The sequence below is a fragment of the Enterobacter sp. BNK-16 genome (assembly GCF_048684955.1).
GTDB lineage: Bacteria > Pseudomonadota > Gammaproteobacteria > Enterobacterales > Enterobacteriaceae > Enterobacter > Enterobacter bugandensis.
Genome location: NZ_JBLQTQ010000001.1, coordinates 4,228,383 through 4,253,942, shown reverse-complemented (window position 1 = coordinate 4,253,942; position 25,560 = coordinate 4,228,383). Strand labels below are relative to the sequence as shown.

The following is a 25,560-nucleotide window of genomic DNA, read 5'->3' as shown; positions in this document are numbered from 1 at the left end:
TATGTTTCTTAGCGTCATTACTGTCGCTTTTCGTAATTACGAAGGGGTGGTAAAAACCTGGCGCTCGCTGCGCAACCTGGCGCGCGATCCAAGCCTCACCTTTGAGTGGATCGTGGTCGACGGCGGCTCGAACGATGGCACGGCGGAGTTTCTGGAAAAACTCAACGGTGAGTTCAACTTACGCTACATCAGCGAGAAAGATAAAGGCATCTACGATGCGATGAACAAGGGCATTTCTATGGCCCAGGGCCGTTATGCCATCTTCCTCAACTCCGGCGATATTTTCCACGACGACGTGGCGTTGTTTGCTCGTCAGCTGGCGCGCCAGAAAGAGGATGCCATGTATATTGGCGATGCGCTGCTCGATTTTGGCGACGGGCATAAAGTCTGCCGCAGCGCCAAGCCAGGCTGGTATATCTACCACAGCCTGCCGGCCAGCCATCAGGCCATTTTCTTCCCGGTAAAAGGTCTGAAAAAACAGCCTTACGATTTGCAGTACAAGGTGTCATCCGATTATGCGCTGGCCGCCAGCCTGTATAAATCAGGTTACCCGTTCCGTCGAATTAAAGGGCTGGTGTCTGAATTTTCGATGGGCGGCGTGTCAACGTCTAATAATCTGGAATTATGCCAGGATGCAAAAAAGGTGCAGCGTCAAATATTACGCGTGCCGGGATTCTGGGCGGAATTGTCTTATTTATTACGCCTGCGTACGACAGGTAAAACAAAAACCTTATATAACAAAGCCTGAATATAAGGAAACGCAATGCAGGATTTAAAAGGTTTCTCCGTACCGAAAGGTTTTCGGGGCGGGAACGGTATTAAGGTACAGCTGTGGTGGGCGGTTCAGGCAACCTTATTTGCCTGGTCGCCGCAAATAATGTACCGCTGGCGAGCCTTTTTATTGCGCCTGTTTGGCGCAAAAATCGGAAAAAACGTAGTTATTCGACCTTCGGTGAAGATTACCTACCCCTGGAAATTAACCCTTGGGGATTATGCCTGGGTAGGGGATGACGCGGTGTTATATACCCTGGGCGAGATTACGATTGGCGCAAATTCGGTGGTTTCACAGAAGTGTTATTTGTGCACCGGCAGCCACGACTTTATGAGCCCGCATTTTGATATTACCGCTTCGCCTATTGTGATCGGTGAGAAGTGCTGGCTGGCAACGGATGTTTTTGTTGCACCAGGTATTTCTGTTGGCGATGGCACGGTAGTCGGTGCCCGCAGCAGCGTTTTTAAATCGCTACCGGCAAATAAAGTTTGCCGTGGCAACCCCGCAGTGGTGATACGCGAACGCGTTGAAACTGATTAAATTCATAAGTAGAGGAATATAAACATGTCTAAAGTCGCTCTCATCACCGGCGTTACCGGGCAGGATGGTTCTTACCTGGCAGAACTGCTGCTGGAGAAAGGGTATGAAGTGCACGGTATTAAGCGTCGTGCGTCTTCTTTCAACACCGAACGTGTGGATCACATCTATCAGGATCCTCACGCGGCAAACCCGAAATTCCACCTGCACTACGGCGACCTGACCGATACCTCCAACCTGACCCGTATCCTGCAGGAAGTACAGCCGGATGAAGTGTACAACTTGGGGGCGATGAGCCACGTAGCGGTCTCCTTCGAGTCCCCGGAATACACCGCTGACGTTGACGCCATGGGTACCCTGCGTCTGCTGGAGGCGATTCGCTTCCTCGGTCTTGAGAAGAAAACTCGCTTCTACCAGGCATCTACCTCCGAGCTGTACGGCCTGGTGCAGGAAATTCCACAGAAAGAGACCACGCCGTTCTACCCGCGCTCTCCGTATGCGGTAGCAAAACTGTACGCCTACTGGATCACCGTGAACTACCGTGAATCCTACGGTATGTACGCCTGTAACGGCATTCTGTTTAACCACGAATCTCCGCGCCGTGGCGAAACCTTCGTGACCCGTAAAATCACCCGCGCGATCGCCAACATTGCTCAGGGTCTGGAATCTTGCCTGCACCTCGGCAACATGGACTCCCTGCGTGACTGGGGCCATGCCAAAGACTACGTGAAAATGCAGTGGATGATGCTGCAGCAGGAACAGCCAGAAGACTTCGTTATCGCGACCGGCGTGCAGTACTCCGTGCGTCAGTTCGTTGAGATGGCTGCGGCGCAGCTGGGCATCAAACTGCGCTTCGAAGGCACGGGCGTGGAAGAGAAGGGTATCGTTGTGTCCGTGACCGGCCACGACGCGCCGGGCGTGAAGCCAGGCGACGTGATTGTGCAGGTTGACCCGCGTTACTTCCGTCCTGCTGAAGTAGAAACCCTGCTGGGCGACCCAACCAAAGCGCACGAGAAGCTGGGCTGGAAACCAGAAACCACTCTGCAGGAGATGGTATCCGAGATGGTGGCCAAAGATCTTGAAGCAGCGAAAAAACACTCCCTGCTCAAGTCTCATGGCTACGAGGTTGCCATCGCGCTGGAGTCCTGAGAATGACAAAACAACGTATTTTTGTCGCCGGTCATCGCGGAATGGTGGGTTCCGCGATTGTCCGCCAGCTGGAACAGCGCGGTGACGTAGAAGTGATTGTCCGCACCCGTGACGAGCTGAACCTGCTCGACAGCCGTGCGGTACAGGACTTCTTTGCGAACGAACGCATTGACCAGGTGTATCTGGCGGCGGCGAAGGTGGGCGGTATTGTCGCTAACAACACCTATCCGGCGGATTTCATCTACGAGAACATGATGATTGAGAGCAACATCATTCACGCGGCGCATCTGCACAACGTGAACAAGCTGCTGTTCCTCGGTTCATCCTGTATTTACCCGAAGATGGCGAAGCAGCCGATCGCCGAAAGCGAACTGTTGCAGGGCACGCTGGAAGCCACTAACGAGCCGTATGCGATTGCCAAAATTGCCGGGATCAAGCTGTGTGAATCCTACAACCGTCAGTATAACCGCGACTATCGCTCGGTGATGCCGACCAACCTGTATGGACCGCACGATAACTTCCACCCGAGCAACTCGCACGTGATCCCGGCGCTGCTGCGTCGCTTCCACGAGGCGACTGCCGAAAACGCCCCGGACGTGGTGGTGTGGGGCAGCGGGACGCCAATGCGCGAGTTCCTGCACGTGGACGACATGGCGGCTGCCAGCATTCACGTGATGGAGCTGGATCGCGAGGTGTGGCAGGAAAACACCGAGCCGATGCTGTCGCACATTAACGTCGGGACCGGCGTGGACTGCACCATCCGCGAGCTGGCGCAGACCATCGCGCAGGTGGTGGGCTACAAGGGCCGCGTGGTGTTTGACGCGACCAAACCGGACGGCACGCCGCGCAAGCTGCTGGACGTGACCCGTCTGCATCAGCTGGGCTGGTATCACGAGGTCTCACTGGAGCAGGGGCTGGCCAGCACCTACCAGTGGTTCCTGGAAAACCAGCACCGCTTCCGGGGGTAATGATGTTTTTAAGTCAGGAAGATTTTGCCACGGTAGTGCGTTCCACTCCGCTTATCTCGATTGATTTGATCGTGGAGAACGAACGCGGCGAGTTCTTGCTGGGGAAACGAACCAATCGTCCTGCACAGGGCTTCTGGTTCGTGCCCGGCGGGCGCGTGCAGAAGGATGAGACGCTGGTTGATGCGTTTGAGCGTCTCACTCTGGCGGAACTGGGCCTGCAGTTGCCGATGGCAGCGGGCCAGTTTTACGGGGTCTGGCAGCACTTCTATGACGATAACTTTTCGGGCACCGGGTTCTCCACGCACTACATCGTGCTGGGGTTCCGCCTGAAGGTGAGTGAGGCAGACCTGCGTCTGCCTGATTCTCAGCATGACGATTACCGCTGGCTAACGCCAGAGGCGCTGCTGGCAAGCGACAACGTCCATGACAACAGTCGGGCGTACTTCCTCGCGGAACGTCAGGCCGAGGTGCCAGGACTATGAAAATCCTCGTCTACGGAATTAACTACTCGCCGGAATTAACCGGTATCGGGAAATACACCGGAGAGATGGTGGAGTGGATGGCGAGCCAGGGACATGACGTGCGGGTGATTACTGCCCCGCCGTACTACCCGGAGTGGAAGGTAGGCGAACGCTATTCCAGCTGGCGCTATCGCCGCGAAGAGGGGGCCGCGACCGTCTGGCGCTGCCCGCTCTACGTGCCGAAACAGCCCTCGACGCTGAAACGTTTAATTCATCTGGGCAGCTTTGCCCTCAGCAGTTTCTTCCCGCTGATGGCGCAGCGTCGCTGGAAGCCGGATCGCATTATCGGCGTGGTGCCGACACTGTTCTGCACGCCGGGCATGCGCCTGCTGGGAAAACTCTCCGGCGCGCGCACCCTGCTGCACATTCAGGATTATGAAGTGGACGCCATGCTCGGTCTGGGTATGGCCGGGAAAGGCAAGGGCGGCAAGGTGGCGAAGCTCGCCAGCGCCTTTGAGCGCAGCGGCCTGCATAACGTGGATTACGTTTCGACGATCTCTCGCTCGATGATGAATAAGGCGCAGGAGAAGGGCGTCCCGGCGGAGAAGGTGATCTTCTTCCCGAACTGGTCCGAAGTGGCGCGTTTTCGCGACGTGACGGAGCAAGAGGCTCAGGCGCTGCGCGCCCGGCTCGGTTTGCCTGAAGACCAAAAAATCATTCTTTACTCAGGCAACATCGGCGAAAAGCAGGGGCTGGAGAGCGTTATTGAAGCGGCCCAGCTGCTGATCGAACAGCCGTGGACGTTTGTGATTGTCGGACAGGGCGGGGAAAAGCGCGGCTGGAGAAGATGGCCAGTGAACGCGGCCTGACCAACGTGAAGTTTTTCCCGCTGCAATCGTACGATGCGCTGCCCGCGCTGCTGAAAATGGCGGATTGCCATCTGGTCGTGCAAAAACGCGGCGCGGCAGATGCGGTGCTGCCGTCCAAGCTGACCAACATTCTGGCAGTGGGCGGTAACGCGGTGATTACGGCCGAAGCCGAAACTGAATTAGGCCAGCTGTGTGGCAGCTATCCGGGGATTGCCGTGTGCGTGGAGCCGGAATCCGTTCCCGCGCTGGTCACCGGCATTGAACAGGCACTCGCCATGCCAAAAGTGAACACGGTGGCACGTGAATATGCCGAACGCACGCTCGAGAAAGAGAACGTGCTGAGCCAATTTATTGCAGATATACGGGGATAAATCATGAGTCAAACCACTTTGTATCCGGTTGTGATGGCTGGTGGCTCTGGTAGCCGGTTGTGGCCGCTGTCCCGCGTGCTCTATCCAAAACAGTTCCTCTGCCTGAAAGGGGATCTCACCATGCTGCAGACGACGGTAAACCGTCTGCACGGCGTGGAGTGTGAAAGCCCGGTGGTGATTTGTAACGAACAGCACCGCTTTATCGTTGCCGAGCAGCTGCGCCAGCTGAACAAGCTCACGGAAAACATCATCCTGGAGCCTGCCGGACGTAATACCGCGCCCGCGATCGCCCTGGCGGCGCTGGCGGCAAAACGCAGCAGCCCTGACTGTGACCCGCTGATGCTGGTCCTGGCGGCAGATCACGTTATCCAGCAGGAAGACGCATTCCGCGACGCGGTGCGTGCCGCGATCCCTTACGCCGAGAGCGGCAAGCTGGTGACCTTCGGCATCGTGCCGGATCTGCCGGAAACCGGCTACGGTTACATCCGTCGCGGCAGCGTAACGCCGGGTGAGGGCGATAGCGTGGCGTTTGACGTGGCGCAGTTTGTCGAAAAACCGAATCTCGAAACCGCGCAGGCCTATGTCGCCAGCGGTGAATATTACTGGAACAGCGGGATGTTCCTGTTCCGCGCCGGACGCTATCTCGAAGAGCTGCGCAAATACCGCCCGGATATTCTGAACGCCTGCGAAAAAGCGATGGCGGTGGTGGACCCGGATCTCGACTTTATCCGCGTGGATGAAGAGGCGTTCCTCGCCTGTCCGGAAGAGTCTATCGACTACGCTGTGATGGAACGCACGGCTGACGCGGTGGTGGTACCGATGGATGCAGGCTGGAGCGACGTTGGCTCCTGGTCCTCCCTGTGGGAGATCAGCGCCCATACCCCGGAGGGTAACGTCCATCACGGCGATGTGATTAGCCACAAAACCGAAAACAGCTACGTTTATGCCGAGTCTGGCCTCGTCACCACCGTCGGGGTGAAGGATCTGGTGGTTGTCCAGACCAAAGACGCGGTGCTGATTGCCGACCGTAACGCCGTGCAGGACGTTAAAAAAGTGGTTGAGAAGATCAAGGCCGATGGCCGTCACGAACACCACATTCACCGTGAAGTGTACCGTCCGTGGGGCAAATATGACTCCATCGACGCCGGTGAGCGCTATCAGGTGAAGCGCATCACCGTGAAGCCGGGCGAGGGGCTGTCGGTGCAGATGCACCATCACCGCGCTGAACACTGGGTGGTGGTGGCGGGTACGGCCAAAGTGACCATCGACGGCGAAGTGAAGCTGCTGGGTGAAAACGAGTCCATTTATATTCCGCTGGGCGCCACGCACTGTCTGGAAAACCCGGGAAAAATTCCTCTCGACTTAATTGAGGTGCGCTCCGGCTCGTATCTGGAAGAGGACGATATTGTGCGCTTCCAGGATCGCTACGGGCGCGTGTAGCACGCCGCATCATGCCCGGCGGCGCTGCGCCTGCCGGGCCTACGAATGACAAAAATAAATTTGGCCATTAAGTGGTCAGGGCCAACTGTTGCCTGAAAAAGGGGTCATCATGGAAAAATTAACCTGTTTTAAAGCCTACGATATTCGCGGCAAGCTGGGCGAAGAGCTGAATGAAGACATCGCGTGGCGCATCGGCCGCGCGTACGGCGAATATTTAAAACCTAAGACCATCGTGCTGGGCGGCGACGTGCGTCTGACCAGTGAATCCCTGAAGCTGGCGCTGGCAAAAGGGCTGCAGGACGCGGGCGTGGACGTGCTGGACATCGGCCTGTCCGGTACCGAAGAGATCTATTTTGCCACCTTCCACCTCGGCGTGGACGGCGGTATCGAAGTGACGGCCAGCCACAACCCGATGGACTACAACGGCATGAAGCTGGTGCGCAAGGGCGCCCGCCCGATTAGCGGCGACACCGGTCTGCGCGACGTGCAGCGCCTCGCGGAAGCCAACGACTTCCCGCCAGTGAACGAGGCGAAGCGCGGCAGCTACAAGCAGATTAACCTGCAGAAAGAGTACATCGACCACCTGCTGGGCTACATCAACGTGGCGAACCTCAAGCCGCTGAAGCTGGTCATCAACTCCGGTAACGGCGCGGCCGGCCCGGTTGTCGATGCGCTGGAAGCCCGCTTTAAGGCGCTGAATGTGCCGGTGACCTTCGTCAAGGTACACAACACGCCGGACGGTAACTTCCCGAACGGTATTCCTAACCCGCTGCTGCCGGAGTGCCGCGACGACACCCGTAACGCGGTGATCGAGCACGGTGCCGATATGGGCATCGCCTTCGACGGCGACTTCGACCGCTGCTTCCTGTTCGACGAGAAAGGGCAGTTTATCGAAGGCTACTACATCGTTGGCCTGCTGGCGGAAGCGTTCCTGGAGAAAAACCCGGGCGCGAAGATCATTCACGATCCGCGTCTTTCCTGGAACACCGTCGACGTGGTGAAGGCCGCGGGCGGCGAGCCGGTGATGTCTAAAACCGGCCATGCCTTCATCAAAGAGCGCATGCGCGAAGAAGACGCCATCTACGGCGGCGAGATGAGCGCCCACCACTATTTCCGTGATTTTGCCTACTGCGACAGCGGGATGATCCCGTGGCTGCTGGTGACCGAGCTGCTGTGCCTGAAAGGGCAGAGCCTGGGCGAGCTGGTGCGCGACCGCATGGCGGCCTTCCCGGCGAGCGGGGAGATCAACAGCAAGCTGGCGCAGCCGGCCGAGGCGATTGCCCGCGTTGAACAGCACTTTGCCATTCACGCGCTGGAGATTGACCGTACGGACGGTATCAGCATGGCGTTCCCGCAGTGGCGCTTTAACCTGCGTTCGTCCAACACCGAGCCGGTGGTGCGCCTGAACGTGGAATCCCGCGCTGATACGGCGCTGATGGAAGCCCGAACGAAGGACATTCTGGCGCTGTTGAATCAGTAACAATTGCCCCTCCCGGCGGGAGGGGGAACCGAATACAGGAACAACGATGACGAATCTAAAAAAACGCGAACGAGCGAGAACGAATGCATCGTTAATCTCTATGGTGCAGCGTTTTTCTGATATCACCATCATGGTCGGTGGATTGTGGGCGGTGTGTCGGATCAGCGGGCTGCCGTTCTTATATATGCATCTTCTGATGGCCCTGATTGCGCTGGTTGTGTTTCAGATGATCGGCGGAATGACCGATTTCTACCGCTCGTGGCGCGGCGTGAAAATGACCACCGAACTGATGCTGCTGCTGCAGAACTGGACCCTGAGCCTGATCTTCAGCGCCGGTCTGGTGGCGTTCAGCCATGATTTTGACAACCGCTTCGTGACCTATCTCTGCTGGTACCTGTTAACCAGCGTCGGCATGGTGGTGTGCCGTTCCCTGATCCGCTTTGGCGCGGGCTGGCTGCGTAACCGCGGCTATAACCGTCGTTTCGTCGCCGTGGCGGGTGATTTACCGGTCGGGAGAGTGCTGCTCGACAGCTTCCGCAAAGAGCCGTGGTTAGGGTTTGAAGTGGTGGGGATTTACCACGACGCGAAGCCGGGCGGCGTGCCTGCGGACTGGGCGGGCAATTACGCGCAGCTTATTGAAGACGCGAAGGCCGGAAAAATTCATAACGTCTATATCGCCATGCAGATGAAAGACGAAACCCGCATCAAGCAGCTGATGCGCGAGCTGGCGGACACCACCTGTTCGGTGATCCTGATCCCGGACGTGTTTACCTTCAACATTCTGCACTCCCGCATTGAAGAGGTGAACGGCGTACCGGTGGTACCGCTGTATGACACGCCGCTGTCGGGTATTAACCGCGTGCTCAAGCGCGTGGAAGATATCGTACTCTCTTCCCTGATCTTACTGCTTATTTCCCCGGTGCTGTGCTGCATCGCTCTGGCGGTCAAGCTGAGCTCTCCCGGCCCGGTTATCTTCCGTCAGACCCGCTACGGCATGGACGGTAAGCCGATCATGGTGTGGAAATTCCGCTCCATGAAGGTGATGGAGAACGACAAAGTGGTGACCCAGGCGACGCAGAACGATCCGCGCGTCACCCGCGTGGGGAACTTCCTGCGCCGCACTTCGCTTGACGAGCTGCCGCAGTTCATCAACGTCTTTACCGGCGGCATGTCGATTGTTGGCCCGCGTCCGCACGCGGTGGCGCATAACGAGCAGTACCGTTCGCTGATTGAAGGCTACATGCTGCGCCATAAGGTGAAGCCGGGCATCACCGGCTGGGCGCAGATCAACGGCTGGCGCGGCGAGACCGACACGCTGGAAAAAATGGAAAAACGCATTGAGTTCGATCTGGAGTACATCCGCGAGTGGAGCCTCTGGTTCGATATCAAGATTGTTTTTCTGACCATCTTCAAAGGTTTCGTGAACAAAGCGGCGTACTAAGATGAGCTTACGTGAAAAAACCATCAGCGGCGCCAAGTGGTCAGCGATGGCGACCATCGTCATCATTGGCCTCGGCCTGGTGCAGATTACGGTGCTGGCGCGCATTATCGATAACCACCAGTTCGGCCTGCTGACCGTCTCGCTGGTGATTATCGCGCTGGCCGACACGCTGTCTGACTTCGGTATCGCCAACTCCATTATCCAGCGTAAAGAGATTAGCCATCTCGAGCTGACCACGCTCTACTGGCTGAACGTGGGGCTGGGAATTTTCGTGTTTGTGCTGGTGTTCCTCCTGAGCGACACCATCGCCAGCGTGCTGCACAACCCGGATCTCGCCCCGCTGATGCGCACGCTGTCGTTTGCCTTTGTGGTGATCCCGCACGGGCAGCAGTTCCGCGCGCTGATGCAGAAAGAGCTGGAGTTCAACAAGATCGGCATGATCGAGACCAGCGCCGTGCTGGCGGGCTTTACCTTTACCGTGGTGAGCGCCCATTTCTGGCCGCTGGCGATGACCGCCATCCTCGGTTACCTGGTTAACTCTGCCGTGCGTACGCTGCTGTTCGGCTACTTTGGCCGCAAGATTTATCGTCCGGGGCTGCATTTCTCTCTCGCGTCCGTCTCGTCCAACCTGCGCTTTGGCGCGTGGCTGACGGCGGACAGCATTATTAACTATGTGAATACCAACCTCTCGACGCTGGTGCTGGCGCGCATCCTGGGCGCGAGCGTGGCGGGGGGCTACAACCTGGCCTATAACGTTGCGGTTGTTCCTCCTATGAAGCTGAACCCCATTATCACCCGCGTGCTGTTCCCGGCGTTCGCCAAGATTCAGGACGACACCGAGAAGCTGCGCGTCAACTTCTACAAGCTGCTTTCCGTGGTGGGGATTATCAACTTCCCGGTGCTGCTGGGGCTGATGGTGGTTTCCAGCAACTTCGTGCCGCTGGTGTTTGGCGAGAAGTGGAACGGCATTATCCCGATCCTGCAGCTGCTGTGCGTGGTGGGGCTGCTGCGCTCCGTGGGCAATCCGATTGGTTCTCTGCTGATGGCGAAGGCGCGCGTGGATATCAGCTTTAAGTTCAACGTGTTCAAAACTTTCCTGTTTATTCCGGCGATTATCGTCGGTGGGCATATGGCGGGCGCCATCGGCGTCACGCTGGGCTTCCTGCTGGTGCAGATCGTCAATACCGTTCTGAGCTACTTCATCATGATCAAACCGGTGCTGGGCTCCAGCTACCGTCAGTACATCCTGAGCCTGTGGCTGCCGTTCTATCTCTCATTGCCGACCCTGGCGGTGAGCTACGGTCTGGGCATTATCCTCAGCGGGCATCTGCCGCTGGCCGCGCTGCTGGCGGTGCAGGTTGCCGCGGGCGCGCTGGCGTTTGGCGTGATGATTGTGCTGTCGCGCAACGCGCTGGTGGTAGAGATGAAGCGCCAGTTTTGCCGTAACGAAAAAATGAAAACGCTGCTTCGCGCAGGCTAGTTCTTTAAGAGGCCATTATGAAATTATTAATTCTTGGCAACCATACCTGCGGCAACCGTGGCGACAGCGCCATCCTGCGCGGTTTACTGGATGCAATTAACACCCTTAAGCCTGAGACTGAAGTGGACGTGATGAGCCGTTATCCGGTCAGCTCATCCTGGTTACTGAACCGCCCGGTGATGGGCGACCCGCTCTACAGCCAGATGAAACAGCACAACAACGCCGCGGGCGTGATGGGGCGCGTGAAGAAAGTGCTGCGCCGTCGCTACCAGCATCAGGTGCTGCTTTCCCGCGTCACCGACACCGGCAGGCTGCGTAACATCGCGATCGCGCAGGGCTTTACGGACTTCGTGCGTCTGCTTTCCGGCTATGACGCCATTATTCAGGTCGGCGGCTCGTTCTTCGTCGATCTCTACGGCGTGCCGCAGTTTGAGCATGCGCTGTGCACGTTCATGGCGAAAAAGCCGCTGTTTATGATCGGGCACAGCGTCGGGCCGTTCCAGGATCCGCAGTTTAACCAGCTCGCAAATTATGTGTTTGGCCACTGCGACGCGCTGATCCTGCGCGAATCGGTCAGCCTCGACATGATGAAGCGTAGCGAAATTGACACCTCTAAAGTAGAACACGGCGTGGATACCGCCTGGCTGGTGGATCACCAGGACAATAACTTCCAGCCGAGCTACGCGGTGCAGCACTGGCTCGACGTGACGGCGAAACAGAAAACCGTTGCGATTACCCTGCGTGAACTCGCCCCGTTCGATAAGCGTCTTGGCACCACCCAGGCAGCCTATGAGAAAGCGTTCGCCGACGTGGTGAATCGCGTGCTGGACAGCGGTTATCAGGTGCTGGCGCTCTCAACCTGTACCGGCATCGACAGCTACAACAAAGATGACCGCATGGTGGCGCTGAACCTGCGCAACCTGGTGAACGACCCGTCCCGCTACCACGTGGTGATGGACGAGCTGAACGACCTGGAGATGGGCAAACTGCTCGCAGCCTGCGACCTGACCGTGGGTACCCGTCTGCACTCGGCAATTATCTCCATGAACTTTGGCACGCCGGCCATCGCCATTAACTATGAGCACAAGTCCGCCGGGATTATGCAGCAGCTTGGCATGCCGGAGATGGCCGTGGATATTCGTCATCTGCTGGACGGATCGCTCGGTGCAATGGTGGGGGACACCCTGGGTCAACTGCCCGCGATCAATGAACGCCTGGCGGTGGCGGTGAAAGCCGAGCGCGAGAAGGGCATTGACATGGTGAAGTCGGTACTTGACCGCGTGCGGGAGGGGAAATGAAGGTTGGTTTCTTCTTACTGAAATTTCCGCTGTCGTCTGAAACGTTTGTCCTGAACCAAATCACCGCGTTTATCGATATGGGATATGACGTGGAGATCGTTGCCCTGCAAAAGGGCGACACCCAAAATACCCATGCGGCGTATACCCAGTATGGGCTGGAGGCCAAGACCCGCTGGCTGCAGGACGAACCGGCCGGGAAGCTGAGCAAGCTACGCTACCGGGCCAGCCAGACGTTACGCGGGATCCACCGCGCGTCGACGTGGCGCGCGCTGAACGTTTCCCGCTATGGATCGGAATCTCGCAATTTAATTCTGTCGGCCATCTGCGGGCAAACGGCGCAGCCGTATCGTGCCGACGTGTTTATCGCCCACTTTGGCCCGGCGGGGGTCACCGCCGCGAAACTGCGTGAGCTTGGCGTAATTGATGGCAAAATTGCGACTATCTTCCACGGTATCGACATTTCCAGCCGCGAGGTGCTGAACCACTACACGCCGGAGTATCAGGAGCTTTTCCGCCGCGGCGACATGATGCTGCCCATCAGCGACCTGTGGGCCGGACGACTGAAAAGCATGGGCTGTCCGGGGGAGAAAATTGCCGTGTCGCGTATGGGCGTGGATTTAACGCGCTTCACTCGCCGCCCGGTTAAGGTGCCGGGAAAACCGCTGCAGATCATCTCCGTAGCCCGTCTGACCGAGAAGAAAGGTCTGCACGTGGCCATCGAAGCCTGCCGACAGCTGAAGGCGCGCGGGGTGGCGTTCCACTATCGCATTCTCGGCATTGGCCCGTGGGAACGTCGTCTGCGCACGCTTATCGAACAGTATCAGCTGGATGATGTCGTGGAGATGCCGGGCTTCAAGCCGAGCCACGAGGTTAAAGCCATGCTCGATGAGGCGGACGTGTTCCTGCTGCCTTCGGTAACGGGCGCCGATGGCGATATGGAAGGCATTCCGGTTGCGCTGATGGAGGCGATGGCCGTTGGGATCCCGGTGGTATCGACGCTGCACAGCGGGATCCCGGAGCTGATCAAATCTGATCATTCCGGCTGGCTGGTGCCGGAGAATAACGCGATGGCTCTTGCGGATCGATTGGCTGCCTTCAGCGACATCGACCAGCAGGCGCTGGAGCCTGTGCTCCAGAATGCCCGACAAAAAGTTGAAACCGATTTTAACCAGCAGGTAATCAATCGCCAGTTAGCGAGCCTGCTGCAAACGCTGTAACGCCGAGGTTGTATGCTGAAAAAGATTACCCGACGCACCTTTGTCTCTTCTCTGTCTGTTCTGGCGGCCTCGCCGCTGCTGTCGTCCCGCATGGCGCGGGCGGCAAGCGGAAAGACGGTCTCCATTAATCAGTACAATAACAATGACTGGATCGCCGCTTTTAAGCAGGCGTTTAAGGACGGTGACACCGTCGTTGTCCCGGCCGGACTTACCTGCGAAAACATCAATACGGGCATTTTCATTCCCGACGGTAAAACGCTGCTGATCCGCGGAGCGTTATCCGGCAACGGACGTGGGCGTTTTGTGCTGCAGGAAGGCTGCAAAGTGATCGGTGAAGGCAGCGGGCGCACGGAGAACATCACGCTCGACATTCGCGGCTCGGACTGCGCGATCAAAGGGCTGGCAATGAGCGGATTTGGGCCGGTGACGCAGATTTACATTGGCGGCAAGAAACCGCGCGTGATGCGCAATCTGGTGATTGATAACATCAGCGTGAGCCAGGCCAACTACGCCATCCTGCGCCAGGGCTTTCACAATCAGGTTGATGGCGCCCGGATCACCAACAGCAAATTCAGTCATCTGCAGGGCGATGCGATCGAGTGGAACGTTGCCATCAATGACCGCAATATTCTGATCTCCGATCATGTGATCGATAACATCAACTGCACCAACGGCAAGATCAACTGGGGCATCGGCATCGGCCTCGCCGGCAGCACCTACGATAACGACTACCTGGAAAAGCAAACCGTGAAGAACTTCGTGGTGGCAAATATCACCGGCAGCAACTGTCGCCAGCTGGTGCACGTTGAGAACGGGAAACACTTTGTTATCCGCAATATAAAGGCCAAAAATATTACCCCCGATTTCAGTAAAAAGGCGGGTATAGACAACGCAACGGTCGCCATTTATGGCTGTGATAATTTCATTATTGATAATGTCGACATGGTCAACAGTGCCGGAATGTTAATCGGCTATGGCGTAATTAAAGGTGATTATTTGTCCATACCCCAGAACTTCAAGCTCAACAATATTCACCTCGATAATCGCCAGCTAGCGTATAAGCTGCGCGGAATTCAAATTTCATCCGGTAACGCGACCTCCTTTGTCGCGATCACCAACGTGGAGATGAAGCGGGCGACGCTTGAGCTGCACAATAAGCCGCAGCATCTTTTCTTACGTAATATCAACGTGATGCAGGAGGCAGCTATTGGCCCCGCGCTGAAGATCAACTTCGACCTGCGGAAAGATGTGCGGGGTAAATTTATGGCCAAAGACGAAACCTTGCTGTCGCTGGCGAACATCAAAGCGGTGAATGAGAAGGGGCAGAGTTCAGTGGATATTGACCGGGTGGATCAGCAGGTAGTGAATGTGGAAAGGCTGAATTTTGCGCTTCCGCACAGATAATCGACAACTTTCTTTTTTGAGACTATTCCTGGCACAGAAGTGTGATCTATTCAGATTACAACTACAGAAATTTGTGGGGCTAAGGCGTAACATTGTCAGAGGATTACGGCAAATCATGCTGGCGAAAACAGGTTTAAGAGCTATAATTCGTCAACCATTTTAAGGTGGAAGAAATAATGATTAATTTGAAAGCAGTCATTCCGGTAGCAGGCCTGGGCATGCATATGCTGCCCGCCACTAAAGCCATTCCTAAAGAGATGCTGCCGATCGTCGACAAACCGATGATTCAATACATCGTCGACGAGATTGTTGCTGCAGGGATCAAAGAAATCGTCCTGGTTACCCATTCGTCCAAGAATGCGGTTGAGAACCACTTCGACACCTCTTACGAACTCGAAGCGCTGCTTGAGCAGCGCGTCAAACGCCAGCTGCTGGCAGAAGTGCAGTCTATCTGTCCGCCAGGCGTAACCATTATGAACGTGCGTCAGGCACAGCCGCTGGGTCTGGGTCACTCGATTTTGTGTGCCCGTCCGGTAGTGGGTGATAACCCATTCATCGTTGTTCTTCCGGACATCATCATCGATACCGCTTCAGCCGATCCGCTGCGTTACAACCTGGCGGCAATGGTGGCTCGTTTCAATGAAACCGGCCGTAGCCAGGTGCTGGCGAAACGCATGAAGGGCGATCTTTCCGAGTACTCCGTTATCCAGACAAAAGAAGCGCTGGAGACAGAAGGGCAGGTGAGCCGCATCGTTGAGTTCATCGAAAAACCCGATCAGCCGCAGACGCTGGATTCAGATCTGATGGCGGTTGGCCGTTATGTCCTGAATGCCGATATCTGGGCGGAGCTGGAAAAAACTGAGCCAGGCGCCTGGGATCGTATCCAGTTGACCGATGCAATTGCAGCACTGGCGAAAAAACAGTCCGTTGACGCAATGCTGATGACAGGTGACAGCTACGACTGCGGTAAGAAGCTGGGATACATGCAGGCGTTTGTGAACTATGGGCTGCGCAACCTGAAGGAAGGTGCGAAGTTCAGAAACCGGATTGAGAAGCTGTTGGCTAACGACTGATATTCCTTCCGCGTCCAGAACAAACGGCAGTTATCATTTTTGGTGTTGAGACATAACCAAAATGATAACTGCCGTTTTTTGTTATTAATTTTAATGATTACATAGGGTTATCTGATTCAAATCTCAGCAGCTTTGTAGCGATTTGTGCTTGTTTCTCTGGTCGTTTAGGACGACAATTAACGCCTGTTTTTGTCTGTAACCAGACAAGCAAAATCATTAATCAAACATCGCTCAGTGCACTGGTAGCTGTTAAGCCAGGGGCGGTAGCGTGCTCAATTTCTGAAACCATTATTAAACACTCAGGTTTCAGAACCCCAGTATCCAGACATATACACTAGACGGAACAGATAACGTGAAAATTCTTGTGACGGGCGGGGCTGGTTTTATCGGCTCAGCGGTTGTGCGACATATTATTAAAAATACACAGGACGATGTCGTCAATGTAGATAAGCTCACCTATGCCGGAAATCTGGAGTCGCTAACAGAAGTTAGTGATAGCAACCGATATGCCTTTGAGCATGCCGATATTTGCGACAAAGACGCCATGGATCGGATCTTTGCAAATCATAAGCCTGATGCGGTAATGCATCTGGCTGCTGAAAGCCACGTTGACCGTTCTATTACGGGCCCGGCTGCGTTTATCGAAACCAATATCGTCGGCACTTATGTGCTTCTGGAAGCCGCCCGTGCGTACTGGTCCACGCTTGATGAGCAGGCGAAGAAAGCGTTTCGTTTCCATCACATCTCTACCGACGAAGTGTATGGAGATTTGCCGCATCCTGATGAGCATCCTGCATCAACTGAGCTGCCACTCTTTACTGAAACTACCGCGTATGCGCCCAGCAGTCCGTATTCAGCGTCAAAAGCCTCCAGCGATCATCTCGTTCGTGCCTGGATGCGTACCTACGGTTTCCCGACCATCGTCACCAACTGTTCAAATAACTATGGCCCTTACCATTTCCCGGAAAAACTGATTCCGCTGGTTATCCTGAATGCATTGGACGGCAAAGCGCTGCCTATTTACGGCAAGGGCGATCAAATCCGCGACTGGCTCTATGTTGAAGACCATGCGCGTGCACTCTATACCGTGGTCACCCAAGGGAAACCGGGGGAGACGTACAACATTGGTGGACATAACGAAAAGCAAAACCTGGATGTGGTGCATACGATTTGCGATCTGCTGGATGAGATTGTGCCTAAAGAGGGGTCGTATCGCGATCAGATTACCTATGTTGCTGACCGTCCGGGCCATGACCGCCGCTATGCGATTGATGCTGAGAAAATTGGACTTGAGCTTGGCTGGAAGCCTGCGGAAACATTTGAAAGTGGGATTCGTAAAACAGTTGAATGGTATTTGGCAAACACGACATGGGTAGAAAACGTTAAAAGCGGGAATTATAAGACCTGGATTGTACAAAATTATCAAAATCGTTAAGGGCTGTCCGCCTCGATATTTATATGGTTAATTAGCTGATAGGGGACGACAATGAAAATTTTAGTGACTGGGGGAACTGGATTTCTCGGTACTGCTTTAGTCAAAACGTTAAGATCAGCAGGTCACCAGGTAATTTTCACTACGCGTCGAGAAGAAAATATTGAACAGGGAATGTATAATCTTGGCGATATTTCGGCTCAAACGAATTGGACTACGCTTTTACAAGGTTGTGATACTGTCATTCATACCGCAGGAAGAGCTCATATCCTTAAAGATGATGCTGAAGATGCGCTGACAGAATTTCGTCGTGTCAACCATGATGCGACAATGAAATTAGCTAATGACGCTGCAAACTGTGGCGTAAAACATTTCATCTTCGTCAGTTCAATTGGAGTAAATGGTAATTCCACATCGGGAATCCCTTTCAGTGAATCGACACCTGCCAGACCAACGTCAGATTATGCTATTTCCAAGCTGGAAGCCGAGGAAAGCCTTCTCAAGGCATTTTCAGGTAGTAATATGGCAATAACAATCGTTCGTCCGGCTTTAATCTGTGGTCCAAATGCTCCGGGTAATATTCAACGCTTATTAAAGTTAGTGTCTAAAAACCTGCCTCTGCCTTTTAAGTCAGTAAAAAATAAGCGCGCCCTTGTTTCACTGGACAATGTTGTGAGCTTTATAAGCGAATGTACAACAAATGAAAAGTCAAAAAATGAACTTTATCTTTTGGCTGACCAGGAGCATCCTTCAACTGAAGAAATGATTACGGCATTTTCTACCGGGATGGGCATGACAGCGCGGATTGTTTATTTCCCTCGGGCATTACTTAAAATTTTTCTTTCAGCAATGAGGAAAAAAAGTATATATGACCAACTGTATGGCGATCTGGAAGTCGACTCAACGAAATCAAGGGAACAGCTTCAATGGACTCCACCCGTTACGTTGCAGGAAACGATGTTAAAAACAGCGAAGAATTTTATTGAAGGTAAAAAATAATGTTGTATCTGGGGATTGTCGTTTTTGCATTCTTTATCTCATGCGCGATGACCTGGGGTTTAAGGTTGTATGCCATCAAGAATAATGTGATTGATCAGCCAAACCAAAGAAGCTCACATAGTGTGCCGACGCCGCGCGGTGGAGGGGTTGCTATAGTATTAACATTATTAGCTGCATTACTATGGTTGGTACTGACAAAACATATCTCTTATGAGACATTTTTAGGCTTCTTCGTGCCGGGCTTATTGATTGCGGTTATCGGTTTTCTCGATGATCATGGACACATTGCTGCGCGCTGGCGTTTGCTGATGCATTTCTTAGCAGCAGCAATAGGTCTCTATTTCTTAGGAACGTTTCCGGATATTGATATATTTGGCTATGTCGTATCTTTGTCATGGTTTGGAATAATCATAGGAAGCGTCTATCTTGTGTGGATGTTGAATCTATATAACTTTATGGATGGCATTAATGGTCTTGCAAGCTCTCAAGCCATTACTTTTTCTCTGTGCAGTGTCGTTATAATAACGCTTAGCCAAAACGCTGGTTCTCCTGATGCGATGACGATGATTGCACTGGCTCTCGCTGGGGCTGCCGCAGGATTCATTGTGTGGAACTTCCCTGTGGCAAGGATCTTCATGGGGGATGCTGGAAGTGGTTTTTTAGGTATTACTATTGGCCTGATGATTCTTTATTTTGCAAAGCTAGATTCACATGTCTTGTTCGCTGAACTTTGTCTGCTTGGCATTTTTATTGTGGATGCAACTACTACCTTGCTTAGAAGATTACTGGCTGGTAAAAAAGTTTATGAAGCACATGCAAGCCATTGCTATCAAATTCTTGCCCGCAAATATAAGAGCCATGTTCCGGTAACATTGGCGGCGATTGCAATAAATATTGTGTGGTTGTTCCCAATTGCATACTTAATCGTTTCTGCAAAAATTGATGGAATTGTTGGCATCATCATCGCGTGGCTACCATTGATATTTATCGCTTTCAAATGTGGGGCTGGAGTCAAAGACAAAGAGAATGCATAAATGAATGATCTGATCATTATAGGAGCTGGAGGGCATGGACGTACGCTGTACGAAACTGCTAGACTTTTGGGATATGAAAAGATTGTATTCCTCGATGATAATGAATCGTGCTTAAATACTTCAGAGATTCATGTTATTGGGAAAACATCAGATCTTAATCTCTATGCGGACACTGCCAAACATATTGCTATAGGCATTGGCAATAATAAGCTAAGAGAAGTATTCCACCATCAGCTTCAAAGTTTAAGTATTACTCCTACAACGCTGGTACACCCCTTTGCATTTGTGAGTCCGTCCGCTACCTTGGGGAGCGGGAGCGTAGTTTTAGCCGGTGCAGTTATTGGCGCAAACTCAACCTTAGGGGCAGGTACGATAGTTAATAGTCATTCGACGGTGGATCATGATTCGACTCTTGGTGATTTTGCCCACTTAGGGGTTGGCGTGCATCTTGCCGGTGGTGCGAATATTGGGAGATCGGCTTTTCTGCAAGCGGGAACAGTGGGTGGATATAGTGCAACAGTGGATGAGCATGCCATATGCCCTCCCGGTACTATTTTATAAATTAATAGCAAGCTTTAACGAGGCGACTAGTTTTTAGTATGCTAACTTATTTAATTTCTTTGCCAAGACCAATAAAACGGATTATTACACTCTCCATTGATGTTGTTTTGTTAACGTGTGCATTTTGGTTTGCATTTTGGGTTCGTATTGATTCTATGACACCGTTAACTAGCGTATCCCACTGGTTACTGCTCACATCAATAATAGTAATTACTCTTGCCATCTTTGTAAAACTTGGACTTTATAGAGCTGTAATACGTTACATAACCGCGAAAATACTGCTTGTTGTTTCTCTTGGAATGCTAATTTCGTCGTTACTCCTGATTATTGCCGCTTTTTACACAAACCTCTATCTTCCAAGAACCATCCCCTTTATTTATTTCTCGTTCGGGGTATTGCTTGTGGCGGGCTCGCGCCTTGGAATGAGAATGCTAGTTAATCGTGGCTTAAAATTGGGAACCCGCGTCATCATATATGGGGCCGGAGCTTCAGGACGACAGTTACTTCCCGCGTTGAGTCAGATGGATGAATACTATCCCGTTGCGTTTGTTGACGACAATCGCTCATTACAGGGGCAGGTTATCCATGGTGTAAGTGTGTTTTCGCCAGAAAAATTGGCATGGCTAATCGAGAAGTATGAGGCTAAGAAAATTCTGCTGGCGATGCCAAGTGCCAGCCGTGCGAGAAAAAATGAGGTGATTTCTACCCTCGAAGGACTACCTTGTGAGGTGCTTTCGATTCCGGGAATGGTTGACTTGGTTGAAGGAAAAGCGAGAATCGATGCTTTACGTAAAGTAGTAATTACCGATCTGTTAGGTCGCGACCCTGTTTCACCGATCCCTGAATTAGTCTCAAAGAATATTCTTGATAAAACGGTCATGGTCACTGGCGCAGGAGGGTCTATTGGTTCTGAACTATGCCGACAAATAATCAAAAATAAACCTTCACAACTAATTCTTTTCGAGTTATCAGAATACTCACTTTATTCTATCGATTCTGAGCTAAGAAATTTAATTCTGACACAATCCTTGAATACTAAGATTTACCCAATTTTAGGTAACGTTCAGGATATGGAACATCTTGAAAGGCTAATCAAGGCATTTAACGTTGAGACTATATACCATGCGGCAGCCTATAAGCATGTTCCGCTAGTTGAATTCAATGTTATTGACGGTGTCCGTAACAATATCTTTGGAACTTTGTGCTGCGCTCAAGCTGCCGAAAATTGTGGCGTCGAAAGTTTTGTTCTTATCTCTACAGATAAAGCTGTGCGGCCAACAAACACAATGGGTGCAACAAAGCGTATGGCGGAGCTGATTCTGCAGGCCCTGGCATCAGAATCGAGTAAAACCTGCTTCAGCATGGTCCGGTTCGGGAATGTGTTAGGTTCGTCCGGTTCGGTTGTCCCCCTATTTGAAAAACAAATCGCTGCTGGTGGTCCGGTAACATTAACGCACCCTGATATCACCCGTTATTTCATGACCATTCCTGAAGCAGCGCAGCTTGTGATCCAGGCTGGAGCAATGGGTAGTGGGGGAGATGTTTTTGTGCTGGATATGGGCGACCCGGTTAAAATTATTGATCTCGCCCACCGCATGATTGCCTTGCAGGGACTTTCCGTCCGTGATGATAAAAATCCTTATGGTGATATTGCTATCAAAACGACGGGACTGCGGCCTGGTGAGAAGCTTTATGAAGAGCTTTTAATAGGCGATAACGTCTCTATAACACAACATCCACGAATTAAAACGGCTAATGAAGTCATGCTTCCGTGGAGTGAAATGAAAAATATTCTTGCAGAATTGGATATCTCATGTCGCAACTTTGATTATGAACGGGTGCGCAAAATATTGCTAAATGCACCTACTGCATTTAATCCTACTGATGACATCTGTGACTTACTCTGGAAAGAAAACAACAGTTAAGTATTTTAAGTCAGTACCAAAATCTGAAATTAACTCACAAAGTAGATGGGAAAGAGATTCTTTCCCACCGAAGGATTTATAATGAACGTAATTCAAACACCTTTAAAAGATTGTGTGATCATTGAGCCTAAGGTTTTTGGTGATTCTCGCGGTTTTTTTCTTGAAGCCTGGCATAAAGAAAAATATGAAGATGCAGGAATTAAAGGTACTTTTGTACAGGATAATCGCTCACGTTCGAGTCGAAATGTTCTACGTGGACTGCATTTCCAGAAAACGAAGCCTCAGGGTAAATTAGTTAGCGTAATCAGCGGTGAAGTTTATGATGTTGCAGTGGATCTTCGCCAAGATTCTGATACGTTTGGCCAATATGTTGGTGTACTTCTTTCAGGCGAGAAGAATAACCAGTTGTACGTTCCTCCTGGGTTTGCCCATGGATTCTGCGTATTAAGCGATTATGCCGATTTCCACTATAAGTGTACTGATTTTTACGATCCAAAGGATGAAGGTGGGATTATCTGGAATGATCCGGATATTGCCATTGACTGGCCGATAACATCACCACTCCTCTCTGAAAAAGACATCAAATTAATTACACTCGCTGAGTATAAGAAAACGTTATGAAAGCACATTATACAGTGATCGGTGGACGTGGTTTCATTGGTAGTGAAATCGTGGAAAACCTTCTGGCTAAGGGGGAAAAAGTTGAAGTCCCGCCACGCGATGATGAGACTCTTTTTGATAGAGATCTGGGCATTGTCATCTATGCTGCTGGCAATGGTGATTGTGCAAACACACCATTTGATGTATATAAATCAAACACCGAGTTGCTGGCATCAATTTTGGAACGCGCTGAGTTCTCGAAATTAATCTATATTTCATCAACGCGCGTATATATGGAACAAGATAGCGCGTCGGAAAATGATAATCTTACGGTATGCAGCAGCGATAACCGAAGACTTTTTAACCTTACTAAACTGGTAAGTGAAGAGTTATGCCTTAAAAGCAGCCGAGATACGATTATTGTCAGACCTAGTAACGTTTACGGTTTGGCGTTAAAAAGTAAGTTATTCCTGCCAAGCATAATAAGAAATGCAATTTCGAATAAACATATTGATATGTATGTTGCGCCTGCATATGCAAAAGATTATGTTTCAGTTACGGATGTTGCAGAAATGATTTACCTCATCAGCCGTAAGAATGAACATCAGATCTATAACATTGCTTCTGGTGTAAATACCAAAGCATCTGATATTGCAGATTTAATTGCAAGTAAAACTGGCTGTAAGATCAAATGGCATGAAGGTTTCAAAGGTGAGTATTTCCCTCCTACGGATAATACCAGAACTATAAATGAGTTCGGCCATGTCTATAAAAATGTATTGTCTGATATAGAAATAATGATCGATAACTTTAAAAAGAATATGACAGATGTCTAATTTTTTCTTATCAGCCATTAAAAAAAATGTGGCGGATGAAGATAAAAGAAAAGTCTTTGTGAACTTTTTTTATCTTAGCCTCGAGAGAATCACTCAACTCGTTATCATTATTATTATTAACAGATTATTGATAAATCATTATAATTTTGGTGATTTCAGTAGCTGGCAATATTCTCTCGTTATTCTGGCTATATTCATGACAGGCACATGGATCTGTGGGGCTGAGGTGGTTATTCCTAAATTGCTGGATACACCATCAAAAATAAACTCCACTATGAGCAACGTGATTTTATTGCGTCTAGCGGCAGGAGTTTTCGTTGCATTGTGCATGGTGGCATGGGGAATCTTTGCTGCCAGTGGACTGTCCAGACAGTTCATTATTGGTTTGGCCATATCTGTTGCATTACGAGAAACTTTTATTGTAGGTTTAACATGGTACCAAAGCCAGGCTCGTCTCAAGTTACCTTGCCTCGTGCTGATGTTCGCTGCAATAATTAAACTCATTGTCATTTATATTGGTGTAAGGAATCAATTGCCAATAAATTATCTTTGGGTGGCATGGGTTATAGAATCACTTTTACCTTGTGGCTTTATCTTTTATACTTTCAGAAAAGCTACAGGATTTAAATTCGTGAAGGTTGATTCTGAGATTTTTTCGTATTTTAAGATTGGTGTCGCCGTATGGTTTTGTTTGATTATGCAGCAGGTCACCATGAAATTTGATCGAGTATATCTCGAAGGAAAAATTTCTGGAGAAACGTATTCGAACTATGCAGCAGCACTTCAGTTAGTCGATAACTGGTATGCAATATGTATTCTGTTTGTTCAGGCAATCGCACCAATTTTTATATTTAAATTTATTGATATTACAACAATAAAAAGAAAATTGCCGTTCTGTATTTTCGCTACGCTTTCAGTAACCTGTGCTGGCGCACTGTTTACAACAATTCTTGCCGACATGATTATTCACGTCCTTTATGGTGCAAAACTCGTTTACGCATATAGTTATTTAAAAACATTTGTCTGGTTAACACCAATATTAGCTATAGATCAGTTGCTCAGTATGGTTCTAATTAGAATGAAGCAGTTAAAAAAATTAGCTATTAAGTGGTTGATAGCCTTCTGCCTGGTAGTGGCTATTGTTCCTGCCATTTTCCATTATATGGGGGTGAGTAACATCGTCATCGGTTTAGCAGTAGTCTACGCCTTTAATATAATTTATTCTACGAGGTGCATTAGTGCAGTACAATGATAAGATTTCAATAGTGGTCCCTGCTTACTGTGAACCATCGAAAGTTAAGCGCTTCATGGATGCTATACTGAATATTGATTATCCAAACAACCTTGTCGAATTAATCCTTATTGACGATTGTAGCCCAATTTCACTTGCAGAAATCGCAGGCTCGTATGCGGAAGCGTTTAAAGATAAGATAAATTTTTTATTCCACAGGAACCAAATAAATTCTGGCAGGGCAATTTCCCGTAACGTGGGTATTTCTCTCGCGACAAATTCGTTGATAATGTTTATTGATATCGACAATCTGCTTGAACCTAACGCATTAAAAAAGATCGTTTCGTTTTTCCATGATAAGAGCTATACAGCAGCCAGAATTAACATACGAATCGATCCCGCCAGACTCAACACCAGCAATTACCTCCGCTATTTTGACAGTCGTTATTTGGGGGCGCGTAACATGCCTGAAGGAATTATAAGCACTCGTTTCTTCGCAAGTGACGGCATTATCCTGACGCGTGATATAATTGACACAATTGGCGGTTTTGATGAAACTTTCTATCATTACGGCTGTGAAGATGAGGAACTTGGCATCCGAGTTTCAAAAGCAAAGTATGACTTTTATTTTTTACCCGATGCAAGAGCAGAAGACAGTGATACCCCAACTTTGCGCAGAGCTTCGGAAAGAATGGTTGTATATGCGTCAAAATCTTTCCCTGTTTTGAAAGAAAAACATCCGGAATGCGTGAAGGACAGTCTCTTTTCATCTTACGAAGTGATGTTGGAAGATACAAAACTCCTTAGTAAACTACTCATAAAGGCTATACATATTCTTCCAATAACAACGACACGAAAAATTCTGCTCTGCTTGTGTGATAAATTAGATTCAAAAACGATTAAAATACCCGATTTTGTATATAAAGTCGTATTGGCACTTTCATATATTGAAGGTGGAAGACTTCGACAGCTGAGGATGTAG

At 51.0% G+C, this 25,560-nt stretch carries 22 protein-coding genes and 1 pseudogene; all 23 read left to right on the top strand.

The genetic code is table 11. The features are described from left to right. Position 1 precedes the first annotated feature (1 nt). The 23 genes and pseudogenes from wcaE (at position 2) to ACMGGH_RS20405 (ending at position 25,560) form a co-directional block, all read left to right on the top strand. Positions 2-748: a colanic acid biosynthesis glycosyltransferase WcaE gene (gene wcaE / locus ACMGGH_RS20515; RefSeq protein WP_232948452.1), complete on the top strand. Its 747-nt coding sequence runs from the start codon at positions 2-4 to the stop codon at positions 746-748. Positions 749-763: 15 nt separating this feature from the next. Further along, a complete protein-coding gene (gene wcaF, locus ACMGGH_RS20510) occupies positions 764-1,312 on the top strand; it encodes a colanic acid biosynthesis acetyltransferase WcaF (protein WP_232948453.1) in 549 nt (182 codons plus the stop codon). Positions 1,313-1,336: 24 nt separating this feature from the next. After that, positions 1,337-2,458 (top strand): GDP-mannose 4,6-dehydratase, encoded by a 1,122-nt coding sequence (gmd, locus tag ACMGGH_RS20505; RefSeq protein ID WP_003863514.1) that lies wholly within the window; start codon positions 1,337-1,339, stop codon positions 2,456-2,458. A gap of 2 nt (positions 2,459-2,460) precedes the next feature. Beyond that, positions 2,461-3,426: a GDP-L-fucose synthase gene (gene fcl, locus ACMGGH_RS20500; RefSeq protein WP_024908102.1), complete on the top strand. Its 966-nt coding sequence runs from the start codon at positions 2,461-2,463 to the stop codon at positions 3,424-3,426. Positions 3,427-3,428: 2 nt separating this feature from the next. Next, on the top strand, positions 3,429-3,908 hold the full coding sequence (locus ACMGGH_RS20495) for a GDP-mannose mannosyl hydrolase (RefSeq protein WP_074135958.1): 480 nt from the start codon (positions 3,429-3,431) through the stop codon (positions 3,906-3,908). Continuing rightward, positions 3,905-5,127: pseudogene (wcaI, locus tag ACMGGH_RS20490) on the top strand (colanic acid biosynthesis fucosyltransferase WcaI). The gene ACMGGH_RS20495 and the pseudogene wcaI overlap by 4 nt, the downstream one beginning before the upstream one ends. A gap of 3 nt (positions 5,128-5,130) precedes the next feature. After that, positions 5,131-6,567 carry a mannose-1-phosphate guanyltransferase gene (cpsB, locus tag ACMGGH_RS20485; RefSeq protein WP_045328100.1) on the top strand — a complete coding sequence of 479 codons (1,437 nt, stop codon included), beginning with the start codon at positions 5,131-5,133 and terminating at the stop codon, positions 6,565-6,567. 109 nt (positions 6,568-6,676) lie between these two features. Then, on the top strand, positions 6,677-8,047 hold the full coding sequence (gene cpsG, locus ACMGGH_RS20480; RefSeq protein WP_059355550.1) for a colanic acid biosynthesis phosphomannomutase CpsG: 1,371 nt from the start codon (positions 6,677-6,679) through the stop codon (positions 8,045-8,047). A gap of 46 nt (positions 8,048-8,093) precedes the next feature. After that, positions 8,094-9,488, top strand: a complete 1,395-nt coding sequence (gene wcaJ / locus ACMGGH_RS20475) for an undecaprenyl-phosphate glucose phosphotransferase (RefSeq protein ID WP_041909129.1) — start codon at positions 8,094-8,096, stop codon at positions 9,486-9,488. A 1-nt stretch (position 9,489) separates the two neighbouring features. Further along, entirely contained in the window at positions 9,490-10,968 is a 1,479-nt protein-coding gene (gene wzxC / locus ACMGGH_RS20470; RefSeq protein WP_232948454.1) for a colanic acid undecaprenyl disphosphate flippase WzxC, read from the top strand. A gap of 17 nt (positions 10,969-10,985) precedes the next feature. After that, positions 10,986-12,266 (top strand): colanic acid biosynthesis pyruvyl transferase WcaK, encoded by a 1,281-nt coding sequence (wcaK, locus tag ACMGGH_RS20465; protein WP_048957546.1) that lies wholly within the window; start codon positions 10,986-10,988, stop codon positions 12,264-12,266. Then, positions 12,263-13,483: a colanic acid biosynthesis glycosyltransferase WcaL gene (gene wcaL / locus ACMGGH_RS20460; RefSeq protein WP_232948455.1), complete on the top strand. Its 1,221-nt coding sequence runs from the start codon at positions 12,263-12,265 to the stop codon at positions 13,481-13,483. The genes wcaK and wcaL overlap by 4 nt, the downstream gene beginning before the upstream one ends. Positions 13,484-13,495: 12 nt before the next feature. Then, positions 13,496-14,887, top strand: a complete 1,392-nt coding sequence (wcaM, locus tag ACMGGH_RS20455) for a colanic acid biosynthesis protein WcaM (protein ID WP_232948456.1) — start codon at positions 13,496-13,498, stop codon at positions 14,885-14,887. 176 nt (positions 14,888-15,063) lie between these two features. Continuing rightward, positions 15,064-15,960 carry a GalU regulator GalF gene (gene galF / locus ACMGGH_RS20450; protein ID WP_048957548.1) on the top strand — a complete coding sequence of 299 codons (897 nt, stop codon included), beginning with the start codon at positions 15,064-15,066 and terminating at the stop codon, positions 15,958-15,960. Between the two features lie 352 nt (positions 15,961-16,312). Next, positions 16,313-17,395, top strand: coding sequence for a dTDP-glucose 4,6-dehydratase (rfbB, locus tag ACMGGH_RS20445; RefSeq protein WP_049137379.1), 1,083 nt, complete (start codon positions 16,313-16,315; stop codon positions 17,393-17,395). Between the two features lie 51 nt (positions 17,396-17,446). Beyond that, entirely contained in the window at positions 17,447-18,391 is a 945-nt protein-coding gene (locus ACMGGH_RS20440; RefSeq protein WP_232948457.1) for an NAD-dependent epimerase/dehydratase family protein, read from the top strand. Further along, positions 18,391-19,425 (top strand): MraY family glycosyltransferase, encoded by a 1,035-nt coding sequence (locus ACMGGH_RS20435; RefSeq protein WP_047367925.1) that lies wholly within the window; start codon positions 18,391-18,393, stop codon positions 19,423-19,425. Before ACMGGH_RS20440 ends, ACMGGH_RS20435 begins: the two co-directional genes overlap by 1 nt. Beyond that, complete coding sequence (locus ACMGGH_RS20430; protein WP_072058741.1) at positions 19,426-19,986, top strand: sugar O-acyltransferase; 561 nt, start codon at positions 19,426-19,428, stop codon at positions 19,984-19,986. Between the two features lie 38 nt (positions 19,987-20,024). After that, positions 20,025-21,911, top strand: a complete 1,887-nt coding sequence (locus ACMGGH_RS20425) for a nucleoside-diphosphate sugar epimerase/dehydratase (RefSeq protein WP_047363176.1) — start codon at positions 20,025-20,027, stop codon at positions 21,909-21,911. A gap of 81 nt (positions 21,912-21,992) precedes the next feature. Next, on the top strand, positions 21,993-22,532 hold the full coding sequence (gene rfbC, locus ACMGGH_RS20420; RefSeq protein ID WP_028013780.1) for a dTDP-4-dehydrorhamnose 3,5-epimerase: 540 nt from the start codon (positions 21,993-21,995) through the stop codon (positions 22,530-22,532). Next, a complete protein-coding gene (locus tag ACMGGH_RS20415; RefSeq protein ID WP_232948458.1) occupies positions 22,529-23,347 on the top strand; it encodes an NAD-dependent epimerase/dehydratase family protein in 819 nt (272 codons plus the stop codon). The genes rfbC and ACMGGH_RS20415 overlap by 4 nt, the downstream gene beginning before the upstream one ends. Next, complete coding sequence (wzx, locus tag ACMGGH_RS20410) at positions 23,340-24,599, top strand: O45 family O-antigen flippase (RefSeq protein ID WP_232948459.1); 1,260 nt, start codon at positions 23,340-23,342, stop codon at positions 24,597-24,599. Before ACMGGH_RS20415 ends, wzx begins: the two co-directional genes overlap by 8 nt. After that, complete coding sequence (locus ACMGGH_RS20405; protein ID WP_028013777.1) at positions 24,586-25,560, top strand: glycosyltransferase; 975 nt, start codon at positions 24,586-24,588, stop codon at positions 25,558-25,560. Before wzx ends, ACMGGH_RS20405 begins: the two co-directional genes overlap by 14 nt.

Coding starts and splice junctions, on each gene's coding strand:
- wcaE (WP_232948452.1), top strand. CDS start 2: ATGTTTCTTAGCGTCATTACTGTCGCTTTTCGTAATTACGAAGGGGTG.
- wcaF (WP_232948453.1), top strand. CDS start 764: ATGCAGGATTTAAAAGGTTTCTCCGTACCGAAAGGTTTTCGGGGCGGG.
- gmd (WP_003863514.1), top strand. CDS start 1,337: ATGTCTAAAGTCGCTCTCATCACCGGCGTTACCGGGCAGGATGGTTCT.
- fcl (WP_024908102.1), top strand. CDS start 2,461: ATGACAAAACAACGTATTTTTGTCGCCGGTCATCGCGGAATGGTGGGT.
- ACMGGH_RS20495 (WP_074135958.1), top strand. CDS start 3,429: ATGTTTTTAAGTCAGGAAGATTTTGCCACGGTAGTGCGTTCCACTCCG.
- cpsB (WP_045328100.1), top strand. CDS start 5,131: ATGAGTCAAACCACTTTGTATCCGGTTGTGATGGCTGGTGGCTCTGGT.
- cpsG (WP_059355550.1), top strand. CDS start 6,677: ATGGAAAAATTAACCTGTTTTAAAGCCTACGATATTCGCGGCAAGCTG.
- wcaJ (WP_041909129.1), top strand. CDS start 8,094: ATGACGAATCTAAAAAAACGCGAACGAGCGAGAACGAATGCATCGTTA.
- wzxC (WP_232948454.1), top strand. CDS start 9,490: ATGAGCTTACGTGAAAAAACCATCAGCGGCGCCAAGTGGTCAGCGATG.
- wcaK (WP_048957546.1), top strand. CDS start 10,986: ATGAAATTATTAATTCTTGGCAACCATACCTGCGGCAACCGTGGCGAC.
- wcaL (WP_232948455.1), top strand. CDS start 12,263: ATGAAGGTTGGTTTCTTCTTACTGAAATTTCCGCTGTCGTCTGAAACG.
- wcaM (WP_232948456.1), top strand. CDS start 13,496: ATGCTGAAAAAGATTACCCGACGCACCTTTGTCTCTTCTCTGTCTGTT.
- galF (WP_048957548.1), top strand. CDS start 15,064: ATGATTAATTTGAAAGCAGTCATTCCGGTAGCAGGCCTGGGCATGCAT.
- ACMGGH_RS20440 (WP_232948457.1), top strand. CDS start 17,447: ATGAAAATTTTAGTGACTGGGGGAACTGGATTTCTCGGTACTGCTTTA.
- ACMGGH_RS20435 (WP_047367925.1), top strand. CDS start 18,391: ATGTTGTATCTGGGGATTGTCGTTTTTGCATTCTTTATCTCATGCGCG.
- ACMGGH_RS20430 (WP_072058741.1), top strand. CDS start 19,426: ATGAATGATCTGATCATTATAGGAGCTGGAGGGCATGGACGTACGCTG.
- ACMGGH_RS20425 (WP_047363176.1), top strand. CDS start 20,025: ATGCTAACTTATTTAATTTCTTTGCCAAGACCAATAAAACGGATTATT.
- rfbC (WP_028013780.1), top strand. CDS start 21,993: ATGAACGTAATTCAAACACCTTTAAAAGATTGTGTGATCATTGAGCCT.
- ACMGGH_RS20415 (WP_232948458.1), top strand. CDS start 22,529: ATGAAAGCACATTATACAGTGATCGGTGGACGTGGTTTCATTGGTAGT.
- wzx (WP_232948459.1), top strand. CDS start 23,340: ATGTCTAATTTTTTCTTATCAGCCATTAAAAAAAATGTGGCGGATGAA.